Genomic DNA, 21,436 nt, shown 5'->3' with positions numbered 1-21,436 from the left:
AAACATTCACCTAACCCTCTCTTGCGTGTGGGCATTGATAATGTGTGAGGCTTGGAAATTACCGTGTCGTGGCGCCAGGATGAAATCCAATTCTTGGTGAAAATTCAAGGTTAATGACAGTAGGCTAGTTGCGGTTTTGTAGCCAGAAATATTGGCACTGCTTGAAACCAAAGGGCTTTGACATTGTTGACACAAATCGCTAATCAGCGCATTATCGGTTAAGCGTATTGCCACTGTTTTAAAAATGCCTGTAATCAATTTTGAGGTATTATGATGCGCATTGAACAAATAAGTGGTGGGGTGTTTTTGCAACTTTATTTGCGCCAATAAGCTCGTGTCTTCTACATACGGATAAAAGAAATGCAGATCACTGGCAAGCAAAATCAAGCCTTTTGCAGGGCTTCTATGCTTAAGCCACAACATTTTTTGCATAGATTTTTCATAAGGCAGGCAGGTTAAACCTTGAACGGTGTCTGTTGGGTTGCTAATCACTCCGCCAACACTCAGTATTTTTGCTGCGTATCGTGTTTGAAAATTCATAGTTTTTTAGCGCGAGGGTGAAATTTGTCATACACCTTGGATAATTCTAAAAAGTCTAGGTGTGTATAAACCTGTGTTGATTTAATGCTTTTATGCCCTAAAAAATCTTGCACACTGCGTAAATCATGGCTAGATTGTAGAAAATGTGTGGCCGCTGCATGGCGTAACATATGTGGATACACACCGACCTTAATGCCAACTTCCAGCGCACGCTTCTTAATCATTTCTTGCACAGATCTAGTGCTTATTCTTTGCATCTTGTTGTTTAAAAATAAAGCACCCTGCGTAACACTTGTTTTTTGCAAGTAGTTTGTAATCGCCTTTTGTGCTGGGTTGCCCAGTGGTGTGTGCCTCATTTTTGACCCTTTACCCGTCACTTGCAAGAAGCCCTGAGTATTATCGATTGAATCTATATCTAATGAGACCAATTCTGACACCCTAAGTCCGCAAGAATAAAGCACCTCAACAATCGCAACATCTCGTAGCTCCCTAGCTAATTGTGACCTTGGTGTTGCTAACATTACAACTTGTTCGTAATCTAGCGTTTTTGGTAAGTTTTGGTTGACTTTGGGTGTTTGTAAACCCAAAGCGCAGTTGCTTGGTATGATTTTTCGAGACAATAAATAGCTTAAAAAACCACGCACAGAAGACAAATGACGGCGAATACTGCGTCCACTAATGCCATGATGACGCATTTTCATGACTAATAAATTTAGATGTTCTGTGGTTACATCACTCCAATTAGCGATACCTTTTTCACGCAAAAATTCTAACAACTGACACAAGTCTTTTTCGTATGCTTGCTGTGTATTTAGCGCATAGTTACGCTCAATTTTTAAATACGCAATAAATTTTTCAATTTCTTTTTGCATTTTTAGTTGAATTTTACCATTCTGCCCATATTGATATATTTTAACGCATAACATGGAATAGAAAAATGGCAGAAAAACAAACACATACTTTTCAAACAGAAGTCTCGCAACTACTGGATTTAATGATTCATTCTCTATATTCAAATAAAGAAATTTTCCTTAGAGAGTTGGTATCAAATGCCTCTGATGCGATTGACAAACTTAAGTTTGAGACACTTTCGGACGATTCTTTGGTTGAAGGCAAGGAAAATTTAGCCGTCTATATTGATGTTAATAAAGACAAAAAAACCATTACTATTACTGACAATGGTATTGGTATGACAGAGGTTGAAGTTAATAAAAATATCGGCACTATTGCCAATTCTGGTACTAAAAAATTCCTTAAAGGTTTAGATGAAAAACAAGCACAAGACTCCAATCTTATTGGTCAATTCGGCGTGGGTTTTTATTCCGCCTTTATCGTTGCCGATAAAGTCACACTTGTCACCAGAAAAGCAGGCACTAAAGGCAAAAAAGGCACGCAATGGACATCAAATGGCAAGGGTAAATACTCTACTGAAAAGGTTGATTGCCCTGATTTTGGCACCTCTATCACCTTACACATTAAAGCAGACGAGGCTGAATTTTTAGATGAACACCGTCTACGCGGCATTATCAGTAAATATTCTGACCATATTACTGTGCCGATTATGATGATTAAGCACTCAGAAGAGAGCAAGGATATCGAATATGAAGCCGTTAATAAAGCCAATGCCTTTTGGACACAAGACAAAGCTGATCTTAAACAAGAAGATTACGATGAGTTCTATAAGTCGCTGACTTTTGACTTTGAAGCGCCACTCACACAGCTACACAACCGTGTTGAAGGCAACTTAGACTACACCTCACTACTCTATATTCCGTCAAAAGCACCCTTTGATATGTGGGAGCCTAAGCGCAAAGGTGGCATTAAACTCTACGCCAAGCGCGTATTTATTATGGAGGATAACGATGAATTAATGCCACTTTACTTGCGTTTTGTCAAAGGTGTGATTGACACTGCTGATTTATCGCTGAATGTTTCTAGAGAGATTCTACAAGGCAACAAAGTCGTTGATACCATTCGCAAAGCCTCAGTCAGTCGTATTTTGAAAGCGCTAGAAAAGATGGCAAAAAATAAACCTGAAAAATATGCCACTTTTTGGAAAGAATTTGGCATGGTCATGAAAGAAGGCGTGGTTGAGGATTTTGCCAACAAAGATAAAATCGCCAAACTACTACGCTTTGCCACTAATAAAAGTGATGATGCCACACAAACAGCAACACTTGAATGCTATGTTAAAAGCATGCAAAAAGACCAAAAAGCCATTTACTACATTACCGCTGAAACTTATGAGAGTGCTAAAGGTTCACCACATCTAGAAATTTTCAACCAAAAAGACATTGAAGTTTTACTCCTGTCTGACCGTGTTGACGAATGGATGGTCAGTAATTTTGGAGAATTTGATGGTATTCCACTGAAATCAATTGCCAAAGGCGATTTAGAAGATTTAGATTCTAAAGAAGAAAAAGCCAAAAAAGAGAAAACTGCTAAAGATTTTGACAAAGTGGTCGAAAAAATGGGCAAAATTCTTGAAAATCAAGTTAAAGAAGTCAAAATCTCTAACCGCTTGAGTGAGTCCCCTTCTTGTTTGGTCGCTGATGAAAATGAGATGGGTGGTAATATGGAGCGCATTATGAAATCGCTCGGTCAAGATGTGCCTGAGACTAAACCTATTCTTGAGATTAATCCACAACACCCATTGGTGAAAAAACTTAAGACTAAAGTTAGTCAAGATGTTGTTAAGGTATTGTTTGACCAAGCAGTTTTAAGCGAAGGCGGACAGCTTAAAGAGCCTGCGGAATTTGTTAAACGCATGAATAAACTAATTAAGTGATCTATTTCAATATCTAAAACAAAAAAAAGCCCGAGACTATCGGGCTTTTTTTTGTTTTTAATCAACTCTAATGCCCAAACTCACCTGATGCGTCAGCGGTCAGGTGTAGTGATTTGTTAGGTGTTTTTATAGTCATTAAGTAAAATGAATTTACTGAATAAAAGGGTAGCATCATCTTATTTTTTATTCACATTCTTTCCTGTTATATTTCTTCCCATTCTCTAGCAATTTCATTCATCTATTTATGAAATTTTTTAGCGTCTATAACTTTTTCTCCAGTAAATCTATTTACTTTATATGTTTGTTTTACAATATTCCAGCCTTTTCCACGCATACAATTATTTTTTAATAAAGTTTTTTCTATCTGCATTCTTTCTAATTGTAGTTGCTCTAATCGCAAGTTGGACTGTTTATTCATGAGTTTTGTGTATTCTGTAAGTGCATTGGATAATCCGCCACTATTACTATTGTAAGAATTATATACATTTACAGTTGGATTATAACGCAAACCAACAGAGTTAGATGCAACTTCACACCCACTCAAATCCTTATAATATTCTTGTTGTGTTTTATAATTACTCTTATAAATATATGAGGTTTTAGTTTTAGTGCAAGAAATTAATAGCAAGACGCTCATAAATATTAAAATAAATTTCATGCAACCAGTTGGCTATTAAATAGAAGTCCCAGTATATCAGTAATTACAGAGTTTTATAAAATCTTTATAATTTATTTAAACTTCAAGCCCTCTTTTTTTTGTTATCTCTCAAACGGCTTGATGTTTCTTAAAATACCACGAAAAATTGCCACTTCTTCTTTCTCAGGTTCTGCCCTACCAAAGAACCGACGCAGTCTGCGCATTAAAAGCGCCTTAGGGCGCTTTTCTTCAAAATAGTCTATGTGTTCCAGTACTTGAGCAAGATGGGTGTAAAAACCTTCTAATTCGTTAAAACTGGCAATCTCGTTACTACTCTGTTCAAACTGCGTTGTGGTGTTATAAACATAATTTTGATAAGCAAAGACTTGAATGGCGGAAGCCACATTCAAAGAAAAATAATTGGGATTACCCGGGATGGTCATGAGTATTTGGCATAAATCCAACTCTTCATTAGTTAACCCATATTTTTCTGTACCAAAGACCACTGCTACGGTTTGGTTTTCAACTGAGGTTGTTTTTTGAATCTCACTACAAGCACCCACGACATCCATTTGCCTCCATTTAATATTGCGTTGACGCGCACTCGCACCAATCACCAAATGTGCGCCTTGTAGAGCTTCTTCTAAGGATTCACAGACTAGCGCATTAGACAACACATCATCTGCACCGCTCGCTCTAGCGGTAGCAACTGCTGACGGGTAACCTTGTGGATTGACCAAAGTCAGCTGCGATAAGTTCATATTTTTCATCGCTCTGGCAGCCGCACCAATATTACCCGGCTCAGTGGTATTAACCATAACCACACGCACCCTGTCAAAGGGTTGGGTATAATTCGCTTCTTTATTCATTTTTGCCTTTTATCATGCATCCTACGCTTAATATTGCCATTAAAGCTGCCAGAAAAGCTGGCGACATCATTTTGAGATACCACAATCAAATTGACCTTTTAACGATTGAAAATAAAGCAGCCAATGACTTCGTTTCTGAAGTTGATAAAGCCGCTGAAGATGCTATTATAGACGAGTTGAAATACGCCTTTCCCGATCATTGTATTTTGGGTGAAGAAAATGGCGAAATTTTAGGCAATAGTCGCTTTCAATGGATTATTGACCCACTCGATGGTACCACCAATTACTTGCATGGTTTCCCGCAATACTGCGTCTCTATCGCCTTATACGAAGACAATGAAGCCACGCACGCTGTGGTATATGACCCATTTAAAGAAGAAATGTTTACCGCTTCAAGGGGGCAAGGGGCTTATCTTAACGAACAAAGGATTCGCACTACCAATACCCGCGGTTTTGAAAACACACTGATTGGCACAGGCTTTCCTTTTAAAGCACCGCAACATCTAGATGCTTACCTTGATATGTTTAAGGCAATTCATCCAAAAGTGGCAGGCATTCGCCGTGCAGGCTCTGCTGCACTTGATCTGGCTTATTTGGCTGCAGGTCGCTTAGATGGCTTTTGGGAAATTGAGCTTAACATTTGGGACATTGCCGCTGGCGTGCTTTTGGTTAAAGAAGCAGGTGGTTTTGTAGGGGATTTTTCGGGTCGTGATAAGTATTTAGAGACTGGCAATGTTGTGGCTGGCAATGAACAAGTATTTAAAGCTATTTTAAAAACCATTCATCCACATTTAACGGCTGATTTACAGCGCTAAAATTTTATGCAAAAGTCTTTTAAAAACACAATTTTAAAGATTTCTTTATCTTTCTTCTTCTTGGCTGTTGCCTCTATGTTGATTCAAAGAACTTTTTATCCGATATATGTCGACACTCAAGGCCTGTTACACGAAACCCTATGGACACCGATTGGCGCTTTTTCTTTCGTGCTAAGCGTAGCTGGTTTGGTTGTTTATTTAATGTTGTTGATTTTAATGTTAATCAAGCGTCGGATAAAGTAAGTTGCTCTCCATTTAGCTTCTTGGTTTTTTCACTCATTAAATACACAATCGCTGAGCTTTTATCCTCAGGCAAAGGATTTTTGTCAGAATTTTCAGCAGGATAAGCAGCCCTTCTCATCTCAGTCCTCATACGCCCTGGGTCTAGAGAATTGACTTTAATATTGGTTTTCTCCAATTCGTCTGATAGGGTTTGGCTTAAACCTTCAATTGCAAATTTACTCACGCCATAGGCACCCCAATAAGCTCTTGCACTACGCCCTACTGAAGAGGATAAAAATAATATGCGTGCATCAGCAGATTTATTCAAAGCAGGAATTAAAAATTGCGTCAGCATAAAAGGCGCATTGATATTAATTTGCATAGTGGCGTACCACAGTTTAATATCATATTGCTCAATTGGCATCATTGTGCCAATAATACTAGCATTGTGAATCAGCCCATCAAGGCGTCCGAAATTATCCAAAATATTTTTTTGTAGTTGCTCATAATGTTCAGGTGTTGCGCCTTCTAAGTCAAACGGGTAAAGAATTGGCTCTTGATATTTGGCATCCACTACTTCGTCATACACCTCCTCTAATGAGCCTAAATCACGCCCTAGCATAATCACACTCGCACCTGCTTTGGCCAAGTCTAGCGTCATCGCCCTGCCGAAGCCACGGTTGGCACCCGTGACTAAAATGGTTTTACCGTTTAACGCATCATTGGTAATTTGATAATTGGTTTTAATATTCATTTCAATTCCTTTTTACTTTGCACACCCAGTTCTTTTAATTTTTCCGCACGACCAATAAGATTGCCTTTACCAGTAGAGAGTTTAATGCGTGCATCTTTATAGCTGTCTCTTGCTTTATCCAATTGCTTTTCTATCTCGTCCATAGATTTCACAAAGCCTGATAATTTATCATACATCGCCCCTGCTTGGCGCACAATCTCTTCGGTGTTTTTATTTTGCCGTTCGGTATTCCAAATATGATTAACGGTTTTTAGGCTCATCATCAGCGTTGAAGGGGATACCAATGCTACATTTTTCTTTAGTGCATCGTTAAATAAATCAGGTTTTTGCTCTAATGCTACTAGTAGAGATGCCTCAATCGGGAAAAATACAAAAATATAATCCAGTGTATTTACACCTTCTAAGTTTTCATATGACTTTAATGAGATGTTTTTAATATGGGTATCAATAGATTTGATATGTGCGCTAATTGCTGTGCTATCGCCTGAGACATAGTCCTGATAACTTTTAAGAGAGACCTTGGAATCAATAATAATGTCTTTATCATCAGGCAAATGCACGATTACATCAGGTCTTAATACCCTCCCTTTTTCATCTTTGAGTGTTGATTGTACATGGTATTGCTCACCTTTATTTAATCCAGAATCCTCCAAAATTGACTCTAATATCATCTCCCCCCAGTCACCTTGCTGTTTGTTGTCATAAGTCAATGCGTTAGTGAGTTTCTGCGTGCCTTCAAGTGTATTCTTATGTGCATCTGTTAAGGTTTTAATTTGTTGTTCAAGTGAACTTCTGTCTTTAACTTGCTCAATGGAAAGCCCTTCTATTTTTTTGCGAAAATCTTCAATTTGTGTTTTTAATGGCTTGAGTAAATCTGCATTCTTTTCACTGAGTTCAAGGCTGTCTTTTTTTAAAACTTGGGCAGAAATCCTTTCAAAGGCTTCGTTTATCTGCGTTTGCGAGCGTTGCGTGGTATTAAAAGTCTTTTCTTGCTCTTTGAGCTTTATCTCTAATTCAGTGTTCTTGGTTTTAAGCTTAAAAAGCCAAAAAAACACAGCAGATACACCTATAAATAAACCTAATAATAACTCTTGCATTAAATCAATCTCTGTATTTCTTGTGGGCAATCAACAAGATAGTCATAATTCCAACCCTGCACAACCTTGCCATAGCCATAAGTGACTGCAACCGTTTTAATGCCTGCATTTTTACCTGCGATCATATCATTTTCATCATCACCAACAAACAAGCACGAGACTGGGCTAACGCAGAGTTGCGCACAAGCATAAAGTAAGGGCGCAGGATGTGGTTTGTTATATTCTAGTGTGTCGCCACACACAACTACATCAGGCTTAATGCCCAATTTACCCAACAATAAATGGCTTAAATTTTCAGGTTTGTTGGTGACAACACCCCACAAGAGTTTGCGCTGTTTAATCAGTTTTAATAAATCATCAATGCCCTTAAAAGTTTTCGCGTATTTGTCAATATTATCGGTGTAAATTTGCAGTAGTCTTTGATGTCTTTTAGTGAATTCAGGATGCGACTCATTACACTCAAAACCCATAGCCACTAAAGCTTTTCCACCATGTGCCACCAAAGGCTTGATCGCCTCATACGGCTTTTCTTCCACACCATTTTCCAACAGCAAAGTATTGAGTGCATAAGCAAGATCAGGGGCAGTGTTAATTAATGTGCCATCTAAATCAAAAAGAATAGTGCTAAGCGTCATAAAAAATCATTAAAATTCTAAGTTGATAAATTATAACGCTTACATACTCTGTACTGAACAAATATGCTTTTTTTAAGGTCTTTACTTTACTTTTTAGGTTCAATGATAGTTTTAGGTTTGCTGGTAACAACCGCATTCGCACTGTTTTTTATTCCAATTAAAGCGCGCTACGCCATATTGGTAAATTGGTCAAAGTTTTGTATATGGTGGCTACGCATAACGCTAAACATCAAGCTTAAAGTCATTGGTAGGGAAAACATTCCTACAACACCATGCGTGATTGTCTCTAATCATCAATCTACTTGGGAAAGCATTGGCCTACAACAAGTTTTTCCGCGTCAGACTTGGGTGCTTAAGCGAGAGTTATTACTAATTCCAGTATTTGGTTGGGGGTTGGCAATGTTGAAGCCTATTGTTATTAATCGTGGCGAAAAACTCAAAGCCCTAAAAAAAATAATCAAACAAGGTGCTGATAGAATTAATGAAAAGATTTTTGTTGTAGTGTTCCCTGAAGGTACGCGTCAGCCTTATGGAGAACTCGGTGAATACCAAAAAGGTGGTATTTCTATCGCTAAGAAAACAGGTTGTGATATTTCACCTGTATATCATAACGCAGGCAGAGCATGGCCTAAAGGTAGTTTTATTAAATATCCTAATACCATTACCGTTGTTATTGGAAGCCCTATTAGTGTTAAAGGTAAATCTACAACAACTCTAACCAAGGAAATCCGAGATTGGACTGAGTCTCAGGCAGTCAAATACTAAAAACTCAATAAAAACACTTATTCTATGTTGTGGATTTTGCTAAGCACTGGCTATTAACTATAGGGCTGCGCATTAAAGATTTTGCAGAATAATTCTGCTGTTTTTTGCGTGTCATATAACGCTGAATGTGCATTGGCATCCTCCCATTCAATGCCCGCCACACGCATCGCTTTAGCAAGCACTGTTTCACCGTAATATAAGGCTGAAAGACTTACTGTATCAATAGTTGAAAATTGATGAAATGGATTTTTGAGCTTTGTTCTGTTGCTCGCCGCAACTAAAAACCCTAGGTCAAAAAATGCGTTGTGCCCCACTAAGATTGCACGCGTACATTCTTGAGTTTTTACCTCAGCACTAACGGTTTGAAAAATCTCATTCAATGCTTGTTTTTCACTCACTGCCATACGCAATGGATTATGCACATCAATGCCATTGAATTTAAGCGCTGCCGCTTCAAGATTGGCACCCTTAAAAGGCTCTATATGAAAGTGACAAATATCTTTTGGGTAAAATATACCATTCTCATTAATGCCAATCGTTATCGCACAAATCTCAAGCATAGCATCGGTTTTATTGTCAAAACCTCCAGTTTCAATATCAATCACCACAGGTAAATAGCCTCGAATACGGTCTTTAATTTGCATTACAAATTCTCTTTAGAGACGATTTTAAAAAAGATAGATGAGTTACGCTGATGGTCAAACAAGGCTTGACGATTCTTAGGCAGCTCACTAATTTCCATTTTTACAAAGCCTTGGTTTAAAAACCACTGTGCATTATGTCTAGACAATGCAAATACTTTAGAAAAATTATCAGCAAGTGCTTTTTGCATTACTTTATTTAAGAGTTTAGTTGAAATTCCTTGGTTTTGTACTTTTTCCGATACTGCTAAAGCATAAATCTCGCCCATACCGCCTTCTTGAGAGTTTTTTAAACCTACACAAGCCACTAACTCACCAGATTGCTCCAGCAAGACAAAATCATTAATATTGTCGTTGATTTGAGCGTATGTTCTTGGCAGAATCTTGTCTTCTTTAACGAAAGGTGCGATCAATGCTAAGATTTTTTGCGCTGTATTCAATTTGTGTATTTATTAGGGGTAGAGAAAAACTTCATTTTAGTCTAAAATTTATCTCTTTATAGCAAACGAAATACTTTTATGTCTAATAAACGCAAATATTCTTCTCAGGTTGTTGATGGTTATGAACGCGCAGCAAGTCGCGCCATGCTATATCCAGTAGGTTTTAAAAAGGAAGACTTTAGCAAACCACAAGTCGGTATTGCCTCCACTTGGTCGATGGTAACACCTTGTAATATGCACATTAACAAACTGGCTGACGAAGCAGAAAAAGGCGTTAATTCTGCTGGCGGTAAAGGCGTTATCTTTAATACCATCACCATTTCAGATGGTATTTCTATGGGCTCTGAAGGCATGAAATATTCTTTGGTTTCCCGTGAGGTAATTGCTGATTCTATTGAGACAGTTGTAGGTTGCCAAGGCTTTGATGGCATCGTTGCAATTGGCGGTTGTGATAAGAATATGCCTGGTTGTATTATTGGCTTGGCACGGCTTAATCGTCCGAGTATTTTTGTTTATGGTGGCACTATTCAGCCAGGTGAAGGACACACTGATGTTGTTAGTGTGTTTGAGGCAGTAGGACAATTTGCCAACAATGCCATTAGTGAGATTGAACTGGAAAATATTGAAAAAACTGCCATTCCTGGTCCAGGCTCTTGTGGTGGTATGTATACCGCCAATACGATGGCATCAGCAATTGAAGCCTTAGGCATGAGTTTGCCGAACTCCAGCGCACAAGACGCCATCTCAGAGGACAAAAATAACGATTGCGTGCGTGCAGGCGAAGCGGTACTTAATCTTTTAGAAAAAGATATTAAGCCAAGCGATATTATGACCATGCAAGCTTTCGAAAATGCAATTACAGTGATTATCACACTGGGTGGCTCCACCAATGCGGTCTTACATCTTATTGCTATGGCAAGCGCCACTGGCGTTGACTTAAAGATTGACGACTTTACTCGCATTGGTGCTAATGTGCCTGTGATTGCCGACCTTAAGCCTTCAGGTAAGTATATGATGAGTGAATTGGTTGAAATCGGTGGCACCCTACCCTTGATGAAAATGCTGCTTGATGCAGGGCTATTACACGGCAACTGCATGACAGTGACTGGCAAAACAATGGCACAAAACCTAAAAGATGTTGCACCTTACGCTGACTCACAAGAAATCATCAAGTCTTTAGACAATCCAATCAAAAAAGACTCACATCTGCGTATCTTGCGTGGCAACTTAGCACAAGAGGGTGCAGTAGCGAAAATCACAGGCAAAGAAGGCTTGAGCTTTAGAGGTAGCGCAAAATGTTTTGGTCGTGAAGAAGAAGCATTAGAGGCCATCCTAAACGAAAAAATCCAAGCAGGCGATGTTATTGTTATTCGTTATGAAGGTCCTGTAGGTGGTCCTGGTATGCGTGAAATGCTTGCCCCAACTTCTGCGGTAATGGGTAAAGGTTTGGGTGGTAAAGTAGCCCTAATTACCGACGGTCGTTTCTCGGGAGGCACTCATGGTTTCGTGGTTGGACATATCACCCCAGAAGCCTTTAAAGGCGGCGTATTAGCCGTGGTTGAAGATGGCGATGAAATTTTGATTGACGCTGAAAATAATGTCTTAGAGCTCATCGTTGAAAAGTCCATCATTGATGAACGCTTATCTAACTGGACACAGCCAAAACCCAACTATACCAAAGGTGTGCTGGCCAAGTTTGCCAAACTGACCAAGTCTGCTTCTGAGGGTGCAGTAACCGACTGATAGATATGTTTGCTAAAAATATTAACCAGGCTCGCTATTTTTTACAAAAGGCATAAACTACAAGTAGCCGGTAAGGCGAATTTTGAAAAATATACAGAAACATAGGCAGAGCCATGCGACTGAATATTTTTTGAAATTCAACACCGTAAAAAGGAAAAAGACGAGGTAATTTAAGCGGGTATAAACACCATTTGCCTATCATCTAAATTAACCGAAGCGACCTGTATCTTGATGGTGTCACCCAAACGGAAGACTTTGCCGCCTCGTTGACCTTTGAGTTGATGGTGAATTTCATCAAAATTGTAATAATCATCTTTCATATCACGAATAGAAATCATGCCTTCGGTATAGATGTCAGTGAGCTCAATAAAGATACCAAAGGCAGCGATACCAGAGATAACACCGCTAAAGGTTTCGCCAACTTTATCGCGCATATATTCACATTTCAACCACTGCTCAACATCTCGGGTGGCTTCGTTTGCTCTACGCTCTGTGGCTGATAATTCAACGCCTAACTCTACCATTGCCTTACTGGGTTTTCTGGTACTTTTATTGAGCACACGGTTGATTGCGCGATGTACGAGCAAATCAGGATAGCGTCTGATTGGTGAAGTAAAGTGGGTGTAATCATCGAACGCTAAGCCAAAGTGACCTTCATTAGCAGGTGTATAGACAGCTTGCTTCATGGTGCGTAAAACCACAGTTTTAATGATGTTTTCATCATCTCTGCCTTTGGCATCTTCTAACACTTTAGCGAAATGCTTGGATTCTGGTTGCACACCACCCTCCAAGGTTAAACCGACTGCAGTTAAAAATTGACGCGTTAGCTCAACCTTCTCTGCGGTTGGCTTAGGGTGAATACGGTATAAGAAATCTTCATCATTCTCAGCTAAGAACTTCGCTGTGGCTTGATTTGCCATCAGCATACATTCTTCAATGAGTTTGTGTGCATCGTTGCGAGAAGTTGCCACAATATTATCAATTTTGCCATTATCATCAAACAAAACTTGCGTCTCAATACGGTCAAAGTCCATAACACCGCGTTTGGTTCTAGCACCTTTTAAAACCTTATATAGATCATACAAGGCATTTAAATTATCCATAACACCTGAATATTGCTGCGTTAACTCGCTGTCGTGTTCTTCTAAAATTTTACCAACCTTGGTATAAGTCAAACGAGCGTGTGAAAACATAACTGCTGGATAAAACTTATAATCAAGCAAATTACCCTCTGCATCAATATTCATCTCACAAGTCATACATAGGCGCTCTACATCAGGGTTAATTGAGCATAGGCCATTTGAAAGCTCTTCAGGCAGCATTGGTACCACACGACGCGGGAAATAAACCGAATTACCGCGCTGCACCGCATCTATATCAAGTGCTGTGCCTTCTTCTACATAGTACGATACATCAGCAATGGACACTACCAGTTTCCAGCCGTTATTTGTAGACTCAGCGAATACTGCATCATCAAAGTCACGAGAATCTTCACCATCGATAGTAACCAACTTCATATTGGTAATATCAATACGCCCTATTTTGTCTTGCGCGCTCACTTCTGTTGGTAGTTGCTTAGTTTGGGCTAGAGTTTCTTCTGAGAAATCCACTGGAATACCATTACGGTAAAGTGCCGCCTCAGTTTCAACGCCTTCATCCATATAGTCGCCTAAAATTTGGGTAATTTTGCCTTGTGCAGGCGTTTTAAAGGTTGGTGCTTGCGTAATCTCAACAACAACAATTTGCTGCTCAGTATTCTCGTTGCTAGTCTTAGGAATATCAATGTTATTGCAAATTCGCTTGTCATCAACCACCACATAAGCGCCACCTTCAGAGCCAAAATGTAGACGACCTACAACGCTTTTAAGACTCTCAAGCACTTCAACAACCTCAGAATCACCACGCTCATCAAGCATTCGTGCTTTAACTCTATCGCCATGAAAAACCAATTTCATCTGATGCGCAGAAAGACGCAAATCCTTACCGCCTTCATCTAGCATTACAAAGCCAAAACCTCTTGGATGCGCACTAATCGTGCCAATCATAACATCTTTTTCAACATTAAAAATACTGTATTCACCCTCACGATTACAACTCAGTTGCTTATCGCGTACCATCGCTCTAAGGCGGTGTGTTAAAGGCTTTTTCTGCTTACCCTTAACTTCAAGTAAGTCGTATAAATCGTAGGTTGTTACTGCTTGTTTGGCTACATGTTCAAGGATGTATTCTCTTGAAGGGATTGGATTGTCGTATTTCTTTGATTCTCTGTTTTGGTGCGGGTCGCTCATAATAAAGCCTTTATTAGTTAATTAGTTATTCGTCAAATGGATGGTTTAGTATTAGTGTTTCATCTCGGTCTGGACCTGTGGATAAAATATCTACAGGCAAGTTTGAAAGCTCTTCAATCTTGCGAATGTAGTCTTGTGCTTGTTGTGGTAAGTTGTCAAATGAATCTGTGCCAATGGTAGAAGCCTTCCAACCAGGCATTTCAATATAGATAGGCTTGGCATCAGCATAGCCTTGCGCATCATACGGTGGTGTAGTTACTTCTTTGCCATTCAGTTCATAAGCCACGCAAATTTTAATACACTCTAAAGAATCTAAAACATCTAATTTGGTCAGGCAGATGCCTGTCACTGCGTTGAGATTAAACGAACGCTTAAGGGTCACCATATCTAACCAGCCACAACGACGCTGACGACCTGTGGTAGCGCCAAACTCACAGCCTACAGTGCCTAATGTCTTACCAATAGTATCACCCTTATCAGTTTCAACATTATAAACCAATTCTGTTGGGAATGGTCCACCGCCAACACGGGTGGTATAAGCTTTAACGATACCCAGCACATAATCAATGTCTGTTACACCCACACCTGAGCCTGTTACCGCACCCCCTGAAGTGGTGTTTGATGAAGTTACAAATGGGTAAGTACCTTGGTCAATATCAAGCAATGCACCTTGTGCGCCTTCAAACAAGATATTTTCATTGTTGGCAATATGTTGATGAATTTGCTGCGTAACATCGGCAATCATCGGAATCACAACTTTTGCGTGTTCTAATGCTTCTACTAAAACCTCATCATAATCCAATGCTTCAACGCCATAATAGTGCGTTAATGAGAAGTTATGGTATTCCATCACCTCTTTAAGTTTCTCAGCAAAGGCATTGGCATCTAATAGGTCGCCAACGCGCAATCCACGACGCGCCACTTTATCTTCATACGCAGGGCCAATGCCATTACCTGTAGTGCCAATAGCAGCTTTGCCACGCTTAAGCTCACGCGCATTGTCAAGCGCCACATGGTAAGGCATAATCAGCGGACACGCTGGTGATATTTTTAAACGCGAATGCGCACCAACACCTGCAGTATCCAGCTCACCTAATTCTTTAATCAGTGCAGACATTGACAACACCACACCGTGACCAATCAAGCATTTAACTTCTTGGCGCAAAATACCTGATGGAATAAGATGTAACACGGTTTTGTTACCATCAATAACCAAGGTGTGTCCTGCATTGTGTCCGCCTTGAAAACGCACCACGCTGGATACTTTATCGGTAATCAAATCAACCACTTTACCTTTACCCTCATCACCCCACTGGGTGCCAATGATGACTACATTTTTTGACATACTTGCTTAACCCTTAATGTGTTAAAAATTTTAAATCAAATGAAAACCCTGTTGCCGCTCTTGGACGCCCGAACGACGCACTTAAACCATTGTAACGACCGCCTTGTGCCAAAGCCTTGGAATAGTTTTCATTATAAGCACAAAACACAACGCCTGTGTGATACTCATAAGCCTTAAGTTCACCAAGGTCAATCACGATTTCAACACCTGCTGTACTCAAGTTTGCGTTAATTTGTACCAAATCTTGGACGGCTGCTTTTGCCTTAGGTATATCCTTAAATAGAGTCAAGGCTTCGTCCAGTACGCTGGCATCGCCTTCTAGTTTCATTAATGCACTAAATTTATCCGCGTTTTTAAGTGTATTGTTACTTAAAAATACTGCCAAGTCTGGTGCCGAGCGTTTGACAAAGATTTGTCTGAGTGCTGGTATTTGCTCATCATTTAATGCCTCTTGTGCAATTAAAGCGTCAAACACAGCCACATTTCCTAAGCTCAGCACAATCGGCTCAATGGCAAGCAACTTTAAGCTCTCAAGCATCAATACAATTACCTCAATATCAGCATCAATGCTGTTAGAGCCATATAATTCTGCACCTGCTTGAATCGGTGAGCGCGATGTATAAAAATCGTCTGCCTTAGTCTGCAAAATCGCATTCACATAACAATACTTTGAAATTTTATCACTGCCCTGCTTAGCGTCAATGCGTGCAATTTGCGGGGTGATATCGGCATGTACACCTAGCATCTTGCCACTACTAGGGTCTAGAAATTTAAAAGTCTTCTTATTAACTGATTCACTAGTCAACAACAAAGACTCAATATTTTCTACCATGGGTGGAATAACCAGTCCAAAGCCCTTATCAGTATATAAATCAATAAGTTGGCGACGCACACGCTCAAACACTAGCGCTCTATCGCCAGTCAATTCATCAACCCCTTCGGGGAGTTGCCAAGTGTTCATGATTGATTATTTTATGTTTATTGCTGGATTAAAATGGCGGAAAAATTCAGTATTTGGATTCAGTACCATAATATCATTTCGACCTGAGAATGACTTCTTATAAGATTCCAATGAGCGGTAGAATGAATAAAACTTCGCATCTTTATTGTAAGCTTTTGCGTAATTATTTGCAGAAACAGCGTCACCTTCACCGCGAATTTTCTCAGAATCTCGGTAAGCATTCGCTAAAATAATCGTGCGTTCTTTGTCTGCTGCTGCGCGGATGATTTCTGCCTCTTCTGCACCCTTTGACCTAAACTCCTTAGCAACACGATGACGCTCTGCTTGCATACGACGATAAACAGAATTTAACACTTCTTCTGATAAATCAATACGCTTGATACGCACATCAATAATTTCAATACCGAACTCACTAATATCTTTCTTTGCCAATTGTTTGATATTTACCATAATCTCGCTACGCTCACCAAAAACCACATCGGCAATAGTGCGCTTAGAAAATTCACTTTTAAGGCCTGTTTTGATGATTTGTGCCAAACGGCTGTTGGTTCTTGCCATATTGCCGTTAGTTGATATGTAAAACTGCTTAGCATCAATAATGCGCCATTTCACATAATAATCAACATTGACATTTTTCTTTTCACCCGTTAAAAAACGCTCTGCAGGTGAGTCTAATGTTTGAATACGATTGTCAAACTTCACCACATTGTTGAAAAGTGGGATTTTAAATTTGAGTCCTGGCTCCTGCTCAACAGTGATGATTTGACCTAAGCGTAATTTAATCGCTGTTTGTGTTTCACTAACTGTATATAACGCCGAAATACCAACGAAAAAAACAATGACCAAAAATACAATTGCAAGTTTTTTCATTATCTAACCTCTCTATTACGGAAAACATTTCTAATACTACCATCCTGTTTGACTTGTTGTGACTGCGACCCTTGAATAACGATTTTATTAGTGTGCGCCGCCTTATTGTCTAATAATTTGTCAATCGGTAAAACCATCATATTGTTAGCCTTTGAATCAACCACCACCTTGCTGGTATTTGCAAGCACATTTTCCATTGTTTCACGATATAAGCGCTCTCTAGTTACGCCAGGGGCTTTTTGATACTCGGTTAAAATTTTCTTAAAACGCGCAGCTTCACCTTCAGATTTGGAAACAACTTTTGATTTGTAACCCCTTGCTTCTTCAAGTATACGCGCGGCTCTACCGCGAGATTTCGGCAAAATATCATTGGCGTAAGTTTGCGCTTCATTAATCAAGCGTTGTTTGTCTTCACGCGCCTTTACCGCATCATAAAATGCCGCTTGCACTGGCTCCGGCGGTTGCACATCTTGCATGTTAATGGTTGTAATTAACAAACCTACTGCGTAAACATCAAGCAATTCTTGGGATTTTTCCTTAATACTATCGGCAATTGCTACGCGACCTTCAATCAAGATATAGTCCATAGAATTTCTACCAACGACCTGACGAATAGCACTTTCAACTACTTGGCGTAAAGTCAATTTAGGATTGGCAACATTAAATAAATATTTCTGCGCATCATTAATCTTATATTGAACAGCAAACTTAGCGTTAATCATATTTTCATCTTTGGTTAACATTAACGATTCAGAGGATACATTGCCACCACGACGATTTTTAACGGCATCTCTATAACCAATTTGCATATCTTGAATAGCCTCAACATTGATGCGATTTAGACTCTCAATCGGATACGGCAAGTGCCAATGTGGGCCTTGAGAAGTTTCTTCTTGAAAGGCACCAAAACGCAATATCACCCCTTTTTCAGCAGGGGCAATAATATAAAAACCGTACCCAAGCCAAACCAGTAGAGCTAATATAAATAGGTATTTGAAAATAGGTGTTTTTGATACGATAGGTGCACCAGGCTTTGATGACACACCGCCAAAAATATTACCAAATTTGTTTTTAAAATCCCTAATCACCTCGTCTAACTCTGGCGGAGTTTGATTATCGCCACCCCAAGGGTTTTTCTTATTATTAGTCATTAAACTATTCCTTGTCTACATTACAAAATCTGAGTTATTTTACATTATATATGTGCTTACAAAGATAGAGATTGCAAAGACGGCACCGTTTATTAGCCCACCTATGTTTGCGAAAAAATACCTCCCCGTAAGACTCAGTTTATCAAAATCATTTTTCATTATCATTTAAAAATCATACACCTACCCTAAAAAAATAACGAATAAAAAAAACGGGTGTGGCTTTGTTCTGTTTAATGCACCTGTCTTTTTAATGAAAGCATCCTTGTGTGTTTGCTTAATCTGATGGAGGAATTGGGTCATTAATCGAAATGCAACGAATGCTTAGACCAAAAGAACGATTCATAGTATGAAAACTAGCAGCAGTATTAGAGGCTATAAAATAGTGAGCCTCAATGTCACCAGCAGAAGGAGTAGGAACAGGAGAACGAGTCCATAAGAGAACGCTAGAGTTGGTATGTACAACACCAGACGACATAGCGCGGTAGCCAGCAGATGGGATTTTCAAGAAGCTGGAGAAGGCCGTGGCGGCATTAGTAATATTCGTAGCCTTCATCTCTGCCTCTAGTTCTTCCATAGAGGGTATTTTAAAGGGTGCTGGGCAGAGACCCCCCCCAGGTTTACCCCAAGACTTCTCTCTCTCTTTACCTGCTGAGTCTGCACTCGTCCAATCAGAATGGCCAATAATAAATGGACCGTTATTAACACCCGTGTTCTCGAGACTAGTGAATTGCGTGGATGATGTGCCAGAAGTTCTCTTCTCGTGCTGATCATAGGCACGCCCCCATTGATAAAGGTCACCATAACTTTTTTGATCACTTCTGGACTTTGCTACTTGGCTTGCTCCAAGATTTCTATCCAACCATACTCTGTTAGTATTAGGTGAATGCACCGTTTTGTATGTTACACCGTCAAACGAGAACTCTCCTGATACAAATTCATGCACATCAGTGACTGTAACTTTTAGGTCTTTAGAGGCTGTGTTTTTATCAGAATCAGTTGCAATAATCGTTACTTCATAAACATTATTCATGTCTTCATCTAATGGATTTTCATAGTCTCTTTTACTCATTGAGATAACACCCGTTGTAGCACTAATAGTGAACATACTTGCATCCTTGCCACTTCCACCTTTTGTACTGAAAGCCCAAGTAACGGCGCCCACTCTATCGGCACCAGTTAAAGTTGGGGTTGGGCTTGTAAATGCATCCTTCTCAGCAACACTTGCTACAGCAATGAGATTAATCTTAAAGCTTGCTTTAGATTGGAAGCTGATAATATCCCTTATTTCGCTTATGCTGTCTTTCTTTGTTCGATCTTTTTCTGCTGCAATTCTAAGGTTCTTTATTTTAATATTCTTTTCAGCAACGCTATTAATACCAATATCCTCGTAATCTCGCACTGTAGGGACTGGGTCGCCCTCTCCGTTGTAAAGAGAGATTTTAAGAATAGCTCTATCCACAAGTAAGCCAAATACATTATCAACATTGCCTTTGATAGAAGTTTTGCCAGCAGCTACACTAACCCCCCTCTGAAAAGCACTCATTGCACTGCTGAGTTCAGCGGAAAGAGTCTTGTTCTTTATAGCATCCTTTAGATCACTAATAACCTCAGTTGCAGTTTTGCCACTGGTTGCAGCCATTTGTGAAATTATTGCAAGTGTAGCACCAACTTTACCCGCATCATCATTAGCAACCGGTCCAGCGTTGGCATTACTTGGAATGGTGCTAATAATATTAATACCATTCAAAACACCAAAGGCAGTGGCGACAGCGGTGTTTAGTTGCATAATGTCTGTGGCAATGACCGTTCTGTCGCCATTATTAGTATCGGCCATTTGATAAGCGACTTCAGATAAAGGTGAGGCAAGTATTGTTAATGAACCTGTGCCTGAATAAATTGTTGCTGCTCTTAACTCTGCTGGGGCTGAAATATTAGTTTGCGTGGCTTCATCCGTGTAAGTACCACCTGTGCAAGTCATAGTAACAAGCCCTGCTGGTATGTTCATTACACCTACCAAATTGACTTGACCATTACCACCTGTGGAAGCAGTGCCTAAGGCAACACCAGAGCTGTTGTATAATGTACATTTCGCCCCTTCGGTAGGTGCGTTATATTCACCCAAAACAATAGGAAGGCCATTTAAGAGTTTTTCAATGCGGATTTTATTGCTTCTTTCTACAAACTCAAGATCGCCTAAGTTAACAATACCTGAATTTTGGAAGGCTTTTTTGCCAATGCTAAAGTTTGTCATTGACTCGTGGCTTGAAAGTGGGAGTGCGGTTGTGAAGCGTGCGTAAGTTTTGCGCTCAACTGTGTTGTTATCTTCACTACCAAACTCCATGCGAACAGAGTCAGAGAGTTGCACCTCTATACCAAAAATGGTGCCTTTGACATCAGACAAAGCAACACCGTTCCAAACATATCGAGTGGCTTTAACTTTTACCCAAGGTAGATAAGGAACTTGACCTAAGAATTTAACATCATATCCTGATGAAGCTTCTTCGGTGTGAGCGCCAATGACCTTCTTATCTGAAATCGGGAAGTATCTATTAACATTGAGGTTGAAGTTTGCTCTTTGGTATTCTAACCCAACACTACCGCGTTTGTGCTTAGATTTAGACTCATAATCAGCAAACAGGTTGACCCCTGCAATAGATTGACCTTGCTCTAAGATCTGTCGGTAACCAACACCAAGATTAAGGGTGCTTCTACGGCTGCCAAAATTTTCACCAGAGTTAAGTTGAGCTTGGACAAAGGCAAATTCAGTAGAATCATCATTAAGCTGGGTTAGTGGCTGAATGGTTCTTAGGCTGTATTCTGGTTTTTTAGAGGTGATTTTACGAATAGAAATCTCTGTTTTTCCCCTGCCAAAAGA

20 protein-coding genes are annotated in these 21,436 nt (G+C 39.7%); 5 read left to right on the top strand and 15 right to left on the bottom strand.

The window, feature by feature from the left end:
* Positions 1-6: 6 nt before the first annotated feature.
* Together BHECKSOX2_RS02420 and BHECKSOX2_RS02415 are read right to left on the bottom strand one after the other, a co-directional pair.
* Positions 7-540, bottom strand: a complete 534-nt coding sequence (locus tag BHECKSOX2_RS02420) for an L-threonylcarbamoyladenylate synthase (protein ID WP_139682309.1) — start codon at positions 538-540, stop codon at positions 7-9.
* On the bottom strand, positions 537-1,412 hold the full coding sequence (locus tag BHECKSOX2_RS02415; RefSeq protein WP_139682308.1) for a tyrosine recombinase XerC: 876 nt from the start codon (positions 1,410-1,412) through the stop codon (positions 537-539). Before BHECKSOX2_RS02415 ends, BHECKSOX2_RS02420 begins: the two co-directional genes overlap by 4 nt.
* Before the next feature lie 65 nt (positions 1,413-1,477).
* On the opposite strand from BHECKSOX2_RS02415, the gene htpG reads away from it, so the two are divergent.
* Positions 1,478-3,328 carry a molecular chaperone HtpG gene (htpG, locus tag BHECKSOX2_RS02410; protein ID WP_139682307.1) on the top strand — a complete coding sequence of 617 codons (1,851 nt, stop codon included), beginning with the start codon at positions 1,478-1,480 and terminating at the stop codon, positions 3,326-3,328.
* Between the two features lie 238 nt (positions 3,329-3,566).
* Here htpG and BHECKSOX2_RS02405 read toward each other — a convergent pair whose 3' ends face one another.
* Positions 3,567-3,986 carry a hypothetical protein gene (locus BHECKSOX2_RS02405; protein ID WP_139682306.1) on the bottom strand — a complete coding sequence of 140 codons (420 nt, stop codon included), beginning with the start codon at positions 3,984-3,986 and terminating at the stop codon, positions 3,567-3,569.
* Between the two features lie 101 nt (positions 3,987-4,087).
* The gene (locus BHECKSOX2_RS02400) at positions 4,088-4,834 is read right to left on the bottom strand and encodes an RNA methyltransferase (protein ID WP_139682305.1); all 747 of its coding nucleotides are present in this window, start codon (positions 4,832-4,834) and stop codon (positions 4,088-4,090) included.
* 14 nt (positions 4,835-4,848) lie between these two features.
* On the opposite strand from BHECKSOX2_RS02400, the gene BHECKSOX2_RS02395 reads away from it, so the two are divergent.
* Complete coding sequence (locus BHECKSOX2_RS02395; protein ID WP_139682304.1) at positions 4,849-5,649, top strand: inositol monophosphatase family protein; 801 nt, start codon at positions 4,849-4,851, stop codon at positions 5,647-5,649.
* 6 nt (positions 5,650-5,655) lie between these two features.
* Complete coding sequence (locus BHECKSOX2_RS10570) at positions 5,656-5,892, top strand: DUF3955 domain-containing protein (RefSeq protein ID WP_139682303.1); 237 nt, start codon at positions 5,656-5,658, stop codon at positions 5,890-5,892.
* Here the strand turns inward: BHECKSOX2_RS10570 and BHECKSOX2_RS02385 are convergent.
* The 3 genes from BHECKSOX2_RS02385 to BHECKSOX2_RS02375 are packed head-to-tail and all read right to left on the bottom strand — an operon-like array spanning position 5,873 to position 8,357.
* On the bottom strand, positions 5,873-6,625 hold the full coding sequence (locus tag BHECKSOX2_RS02385) for a YciK family oxidoreductase (protein ID WP_090714895.1): 753 nt from the start codon (positions 6,623-6,625) through the stop codon (positions 5,873-5,875). The genes BHECKSOX2_RS10570 and BHECKSOX2_RS02385 overlap by 20 nt on opposite strands.
* Positions 6,622-7,722 (bottom strand): DNA recombination protein RmuC, encoded by a 1,101-nt coding sequence (locus tag BHECKSOX2_RS02380; protein WP_180323622.1) that lies wholly within the window; start codon positions 7,720-7,722, stop codon positions 6,622-6,624. The genes BHECKSOX2_RS02385 and BHECKSOX2_RS02380 overlap by 4 nt, the downstream gene beginning before the upstream one ends.
* A complete protein-coding gene (locus BHECKSOX2_RS02375; protein ID WP_139682302.1) occupies positions 7,722-8,357 on the bottom strand; it encodes an HAD family hydrolase in 636 nt (211 codons plus the stop codon). The genes BHECKSOX2_RS02380 and BHECKSOX2_RS02375 overlap by 1 nt, the downstream gene beginning before the upstream one ends.
* A gap of 102 nt (positions 8,358-8,459) precedes the next feature.
* On the opposite strand from BHECKSOX2_RS02375, the gene BHECKSOX2_RS02370 reads away from it, so the two are divergent.
* Positions 8,460-9,122 (top strand): lysophospholipid acyltransferase family protein, encoded by a 663-nt coding sequence (locus BHECKSOX2_RS02370; protein WP_342589266.1) that lies wholly within the window; start codon positions 8,460-8,462, stop codon positions 9,120-9,122.
* Between the two features lie 53 nt (positions 9,123-9,175).
* Here BHECKSOX2_RS02370 and rnt read toward each other — a convergent pair whose 3' ends face one another.
* On the bottom strand, positions 9,176-9,766 hold the full coding sequence (gene rnt, locus BHECKSOX2_RS02365; RefSeq protein ID WP_139682300.1) for a ribonuclease T: 591 nt from the start codon (positions 9,764-9,766) through the stop codon (positions 9,176-9,178).
* Positions 9,766-10,203: a GNAT family N-acetyltransferase gene (locus tag BHECKSOX2_RS02360; protein WP_139682299.1), complete on the bottom strand. Its 438-nt coding sequence runs from the start codon at positions 10,201-10,203 to the stop codon at positions 9,766-9,768. Before BHECKSOX2_RS02360 ends, rnt begins: the two co-directional genes overlap by 1 nt.
* A gap of 78 nt (positions 10,204-10,281) precedes the next feature.
* Between BHECKSOX2_RS02360 and ilvD the strand changes: the two genes are divergently transcribed.
* Entirely contained in the window at positions 10,282-11,946 is a 1,665-nt protein-coding gene (gene ilvD, locus BHECKSOX2_RS02355; protein WP_139682298.1) for a dihydroxy-acid dehydratase, read from the top strand.
* A 170-nt stretch (positions 11,947-12,116) separates the two neighbouring features.
* Here the strand turns inward: ilvD and rnr are convergent, their stop codons facing one another.
* From rnr to BHECKSOX2_RS02325, 6 genes are all read right to left on the bottom strand, one after another.
* Positions 12,117-14,234: a ribonuclease R gene (gene rnr, locus BHECKSOX2_RS02350; protein WP_139682297.1), complete on the bottom strand. Its 2,118-nt coding sequence runs from the start codon at positions 14,232-14,234 to the stop codon at positions 12,117-12,119.
* Between the two features lie 25 nt (positions 14,235-14,259).
* Positions 14,260-15,579 carry an adenylosuccinate synthase gene (locus BHECKSOX2_RS02345; protein WP_139682296.1) on the bottom strand — a complete coding sequence of 440 codons (1,320 nt, stop codon included), beginning with the start codon at positions 15,577-15,579 and terminating at the stop codon, positions 14,260-14,262.
* A gap of 13 nt (positions 15,580-15,592) precedes the next feature.
* Entirely contained in the window at positions 15,593-16,540 is a 948-nt protein-coding gene (locus BHECKSOX2_RS02340; RefSeq protein WP_139682295.1) for an ATP phosphoribosyltransferase regulatory subunit, read from the bottom strand.
* Positions 16,541-16,546: 6 nt separating this feature from the next.
* Entirely contained in the window at positions 16,547-17,410 is an 864-nt protein-coding gene (gene hflC, locus BHECKSOX2_RS02335) for a protease modulator HflC (RefSeq protein ID WP_139682294.1), read from the bottom strand.
* On the bottom strand, positions 17,410-18,561 hold the full coding sequence (gene hflK / locus BHECKSOX2_RS02330) for an FtsH protease activity modulator HflK (RefSeq protein ID WP_139682293.1): 1,152 nt from the start codon (positions 18,559-18,561) through the stop codon (positions 17,410-17,412). Before hflK ends, hflC begins: the two co-directional genes overlap by 1 nt.
* 274 nt (positions 18,562-18,835) lie before the next feature.
* A partial coding sequence (locus BHECKSOX2_RS02325) for an inverse autotransporter beta domain-containing protein (RefSeq protein WP_180323621.1) occupies positions 18,836-21,436 on the bottom strand: 2,601 nt, incomplete at its 5' end.

The sequence above is a fragment of the thiotrophic endosymbiont of Bathymodiolus puteoserpentis (Logatchev) genome, from assembly GCF_900127505.1.
In the GTDB taxonomy this organism is placed as follows: domain Bacteria; phylum Pseudomonadota; class Gammaproteobacteria; order PS1; family Pseudothioglobaceae; genus Thiodubiliella.
Note: the sequence above shows the minus strand (reverse complement) of the source record. Positions and strands in the feature narration are given on the sequence as shown.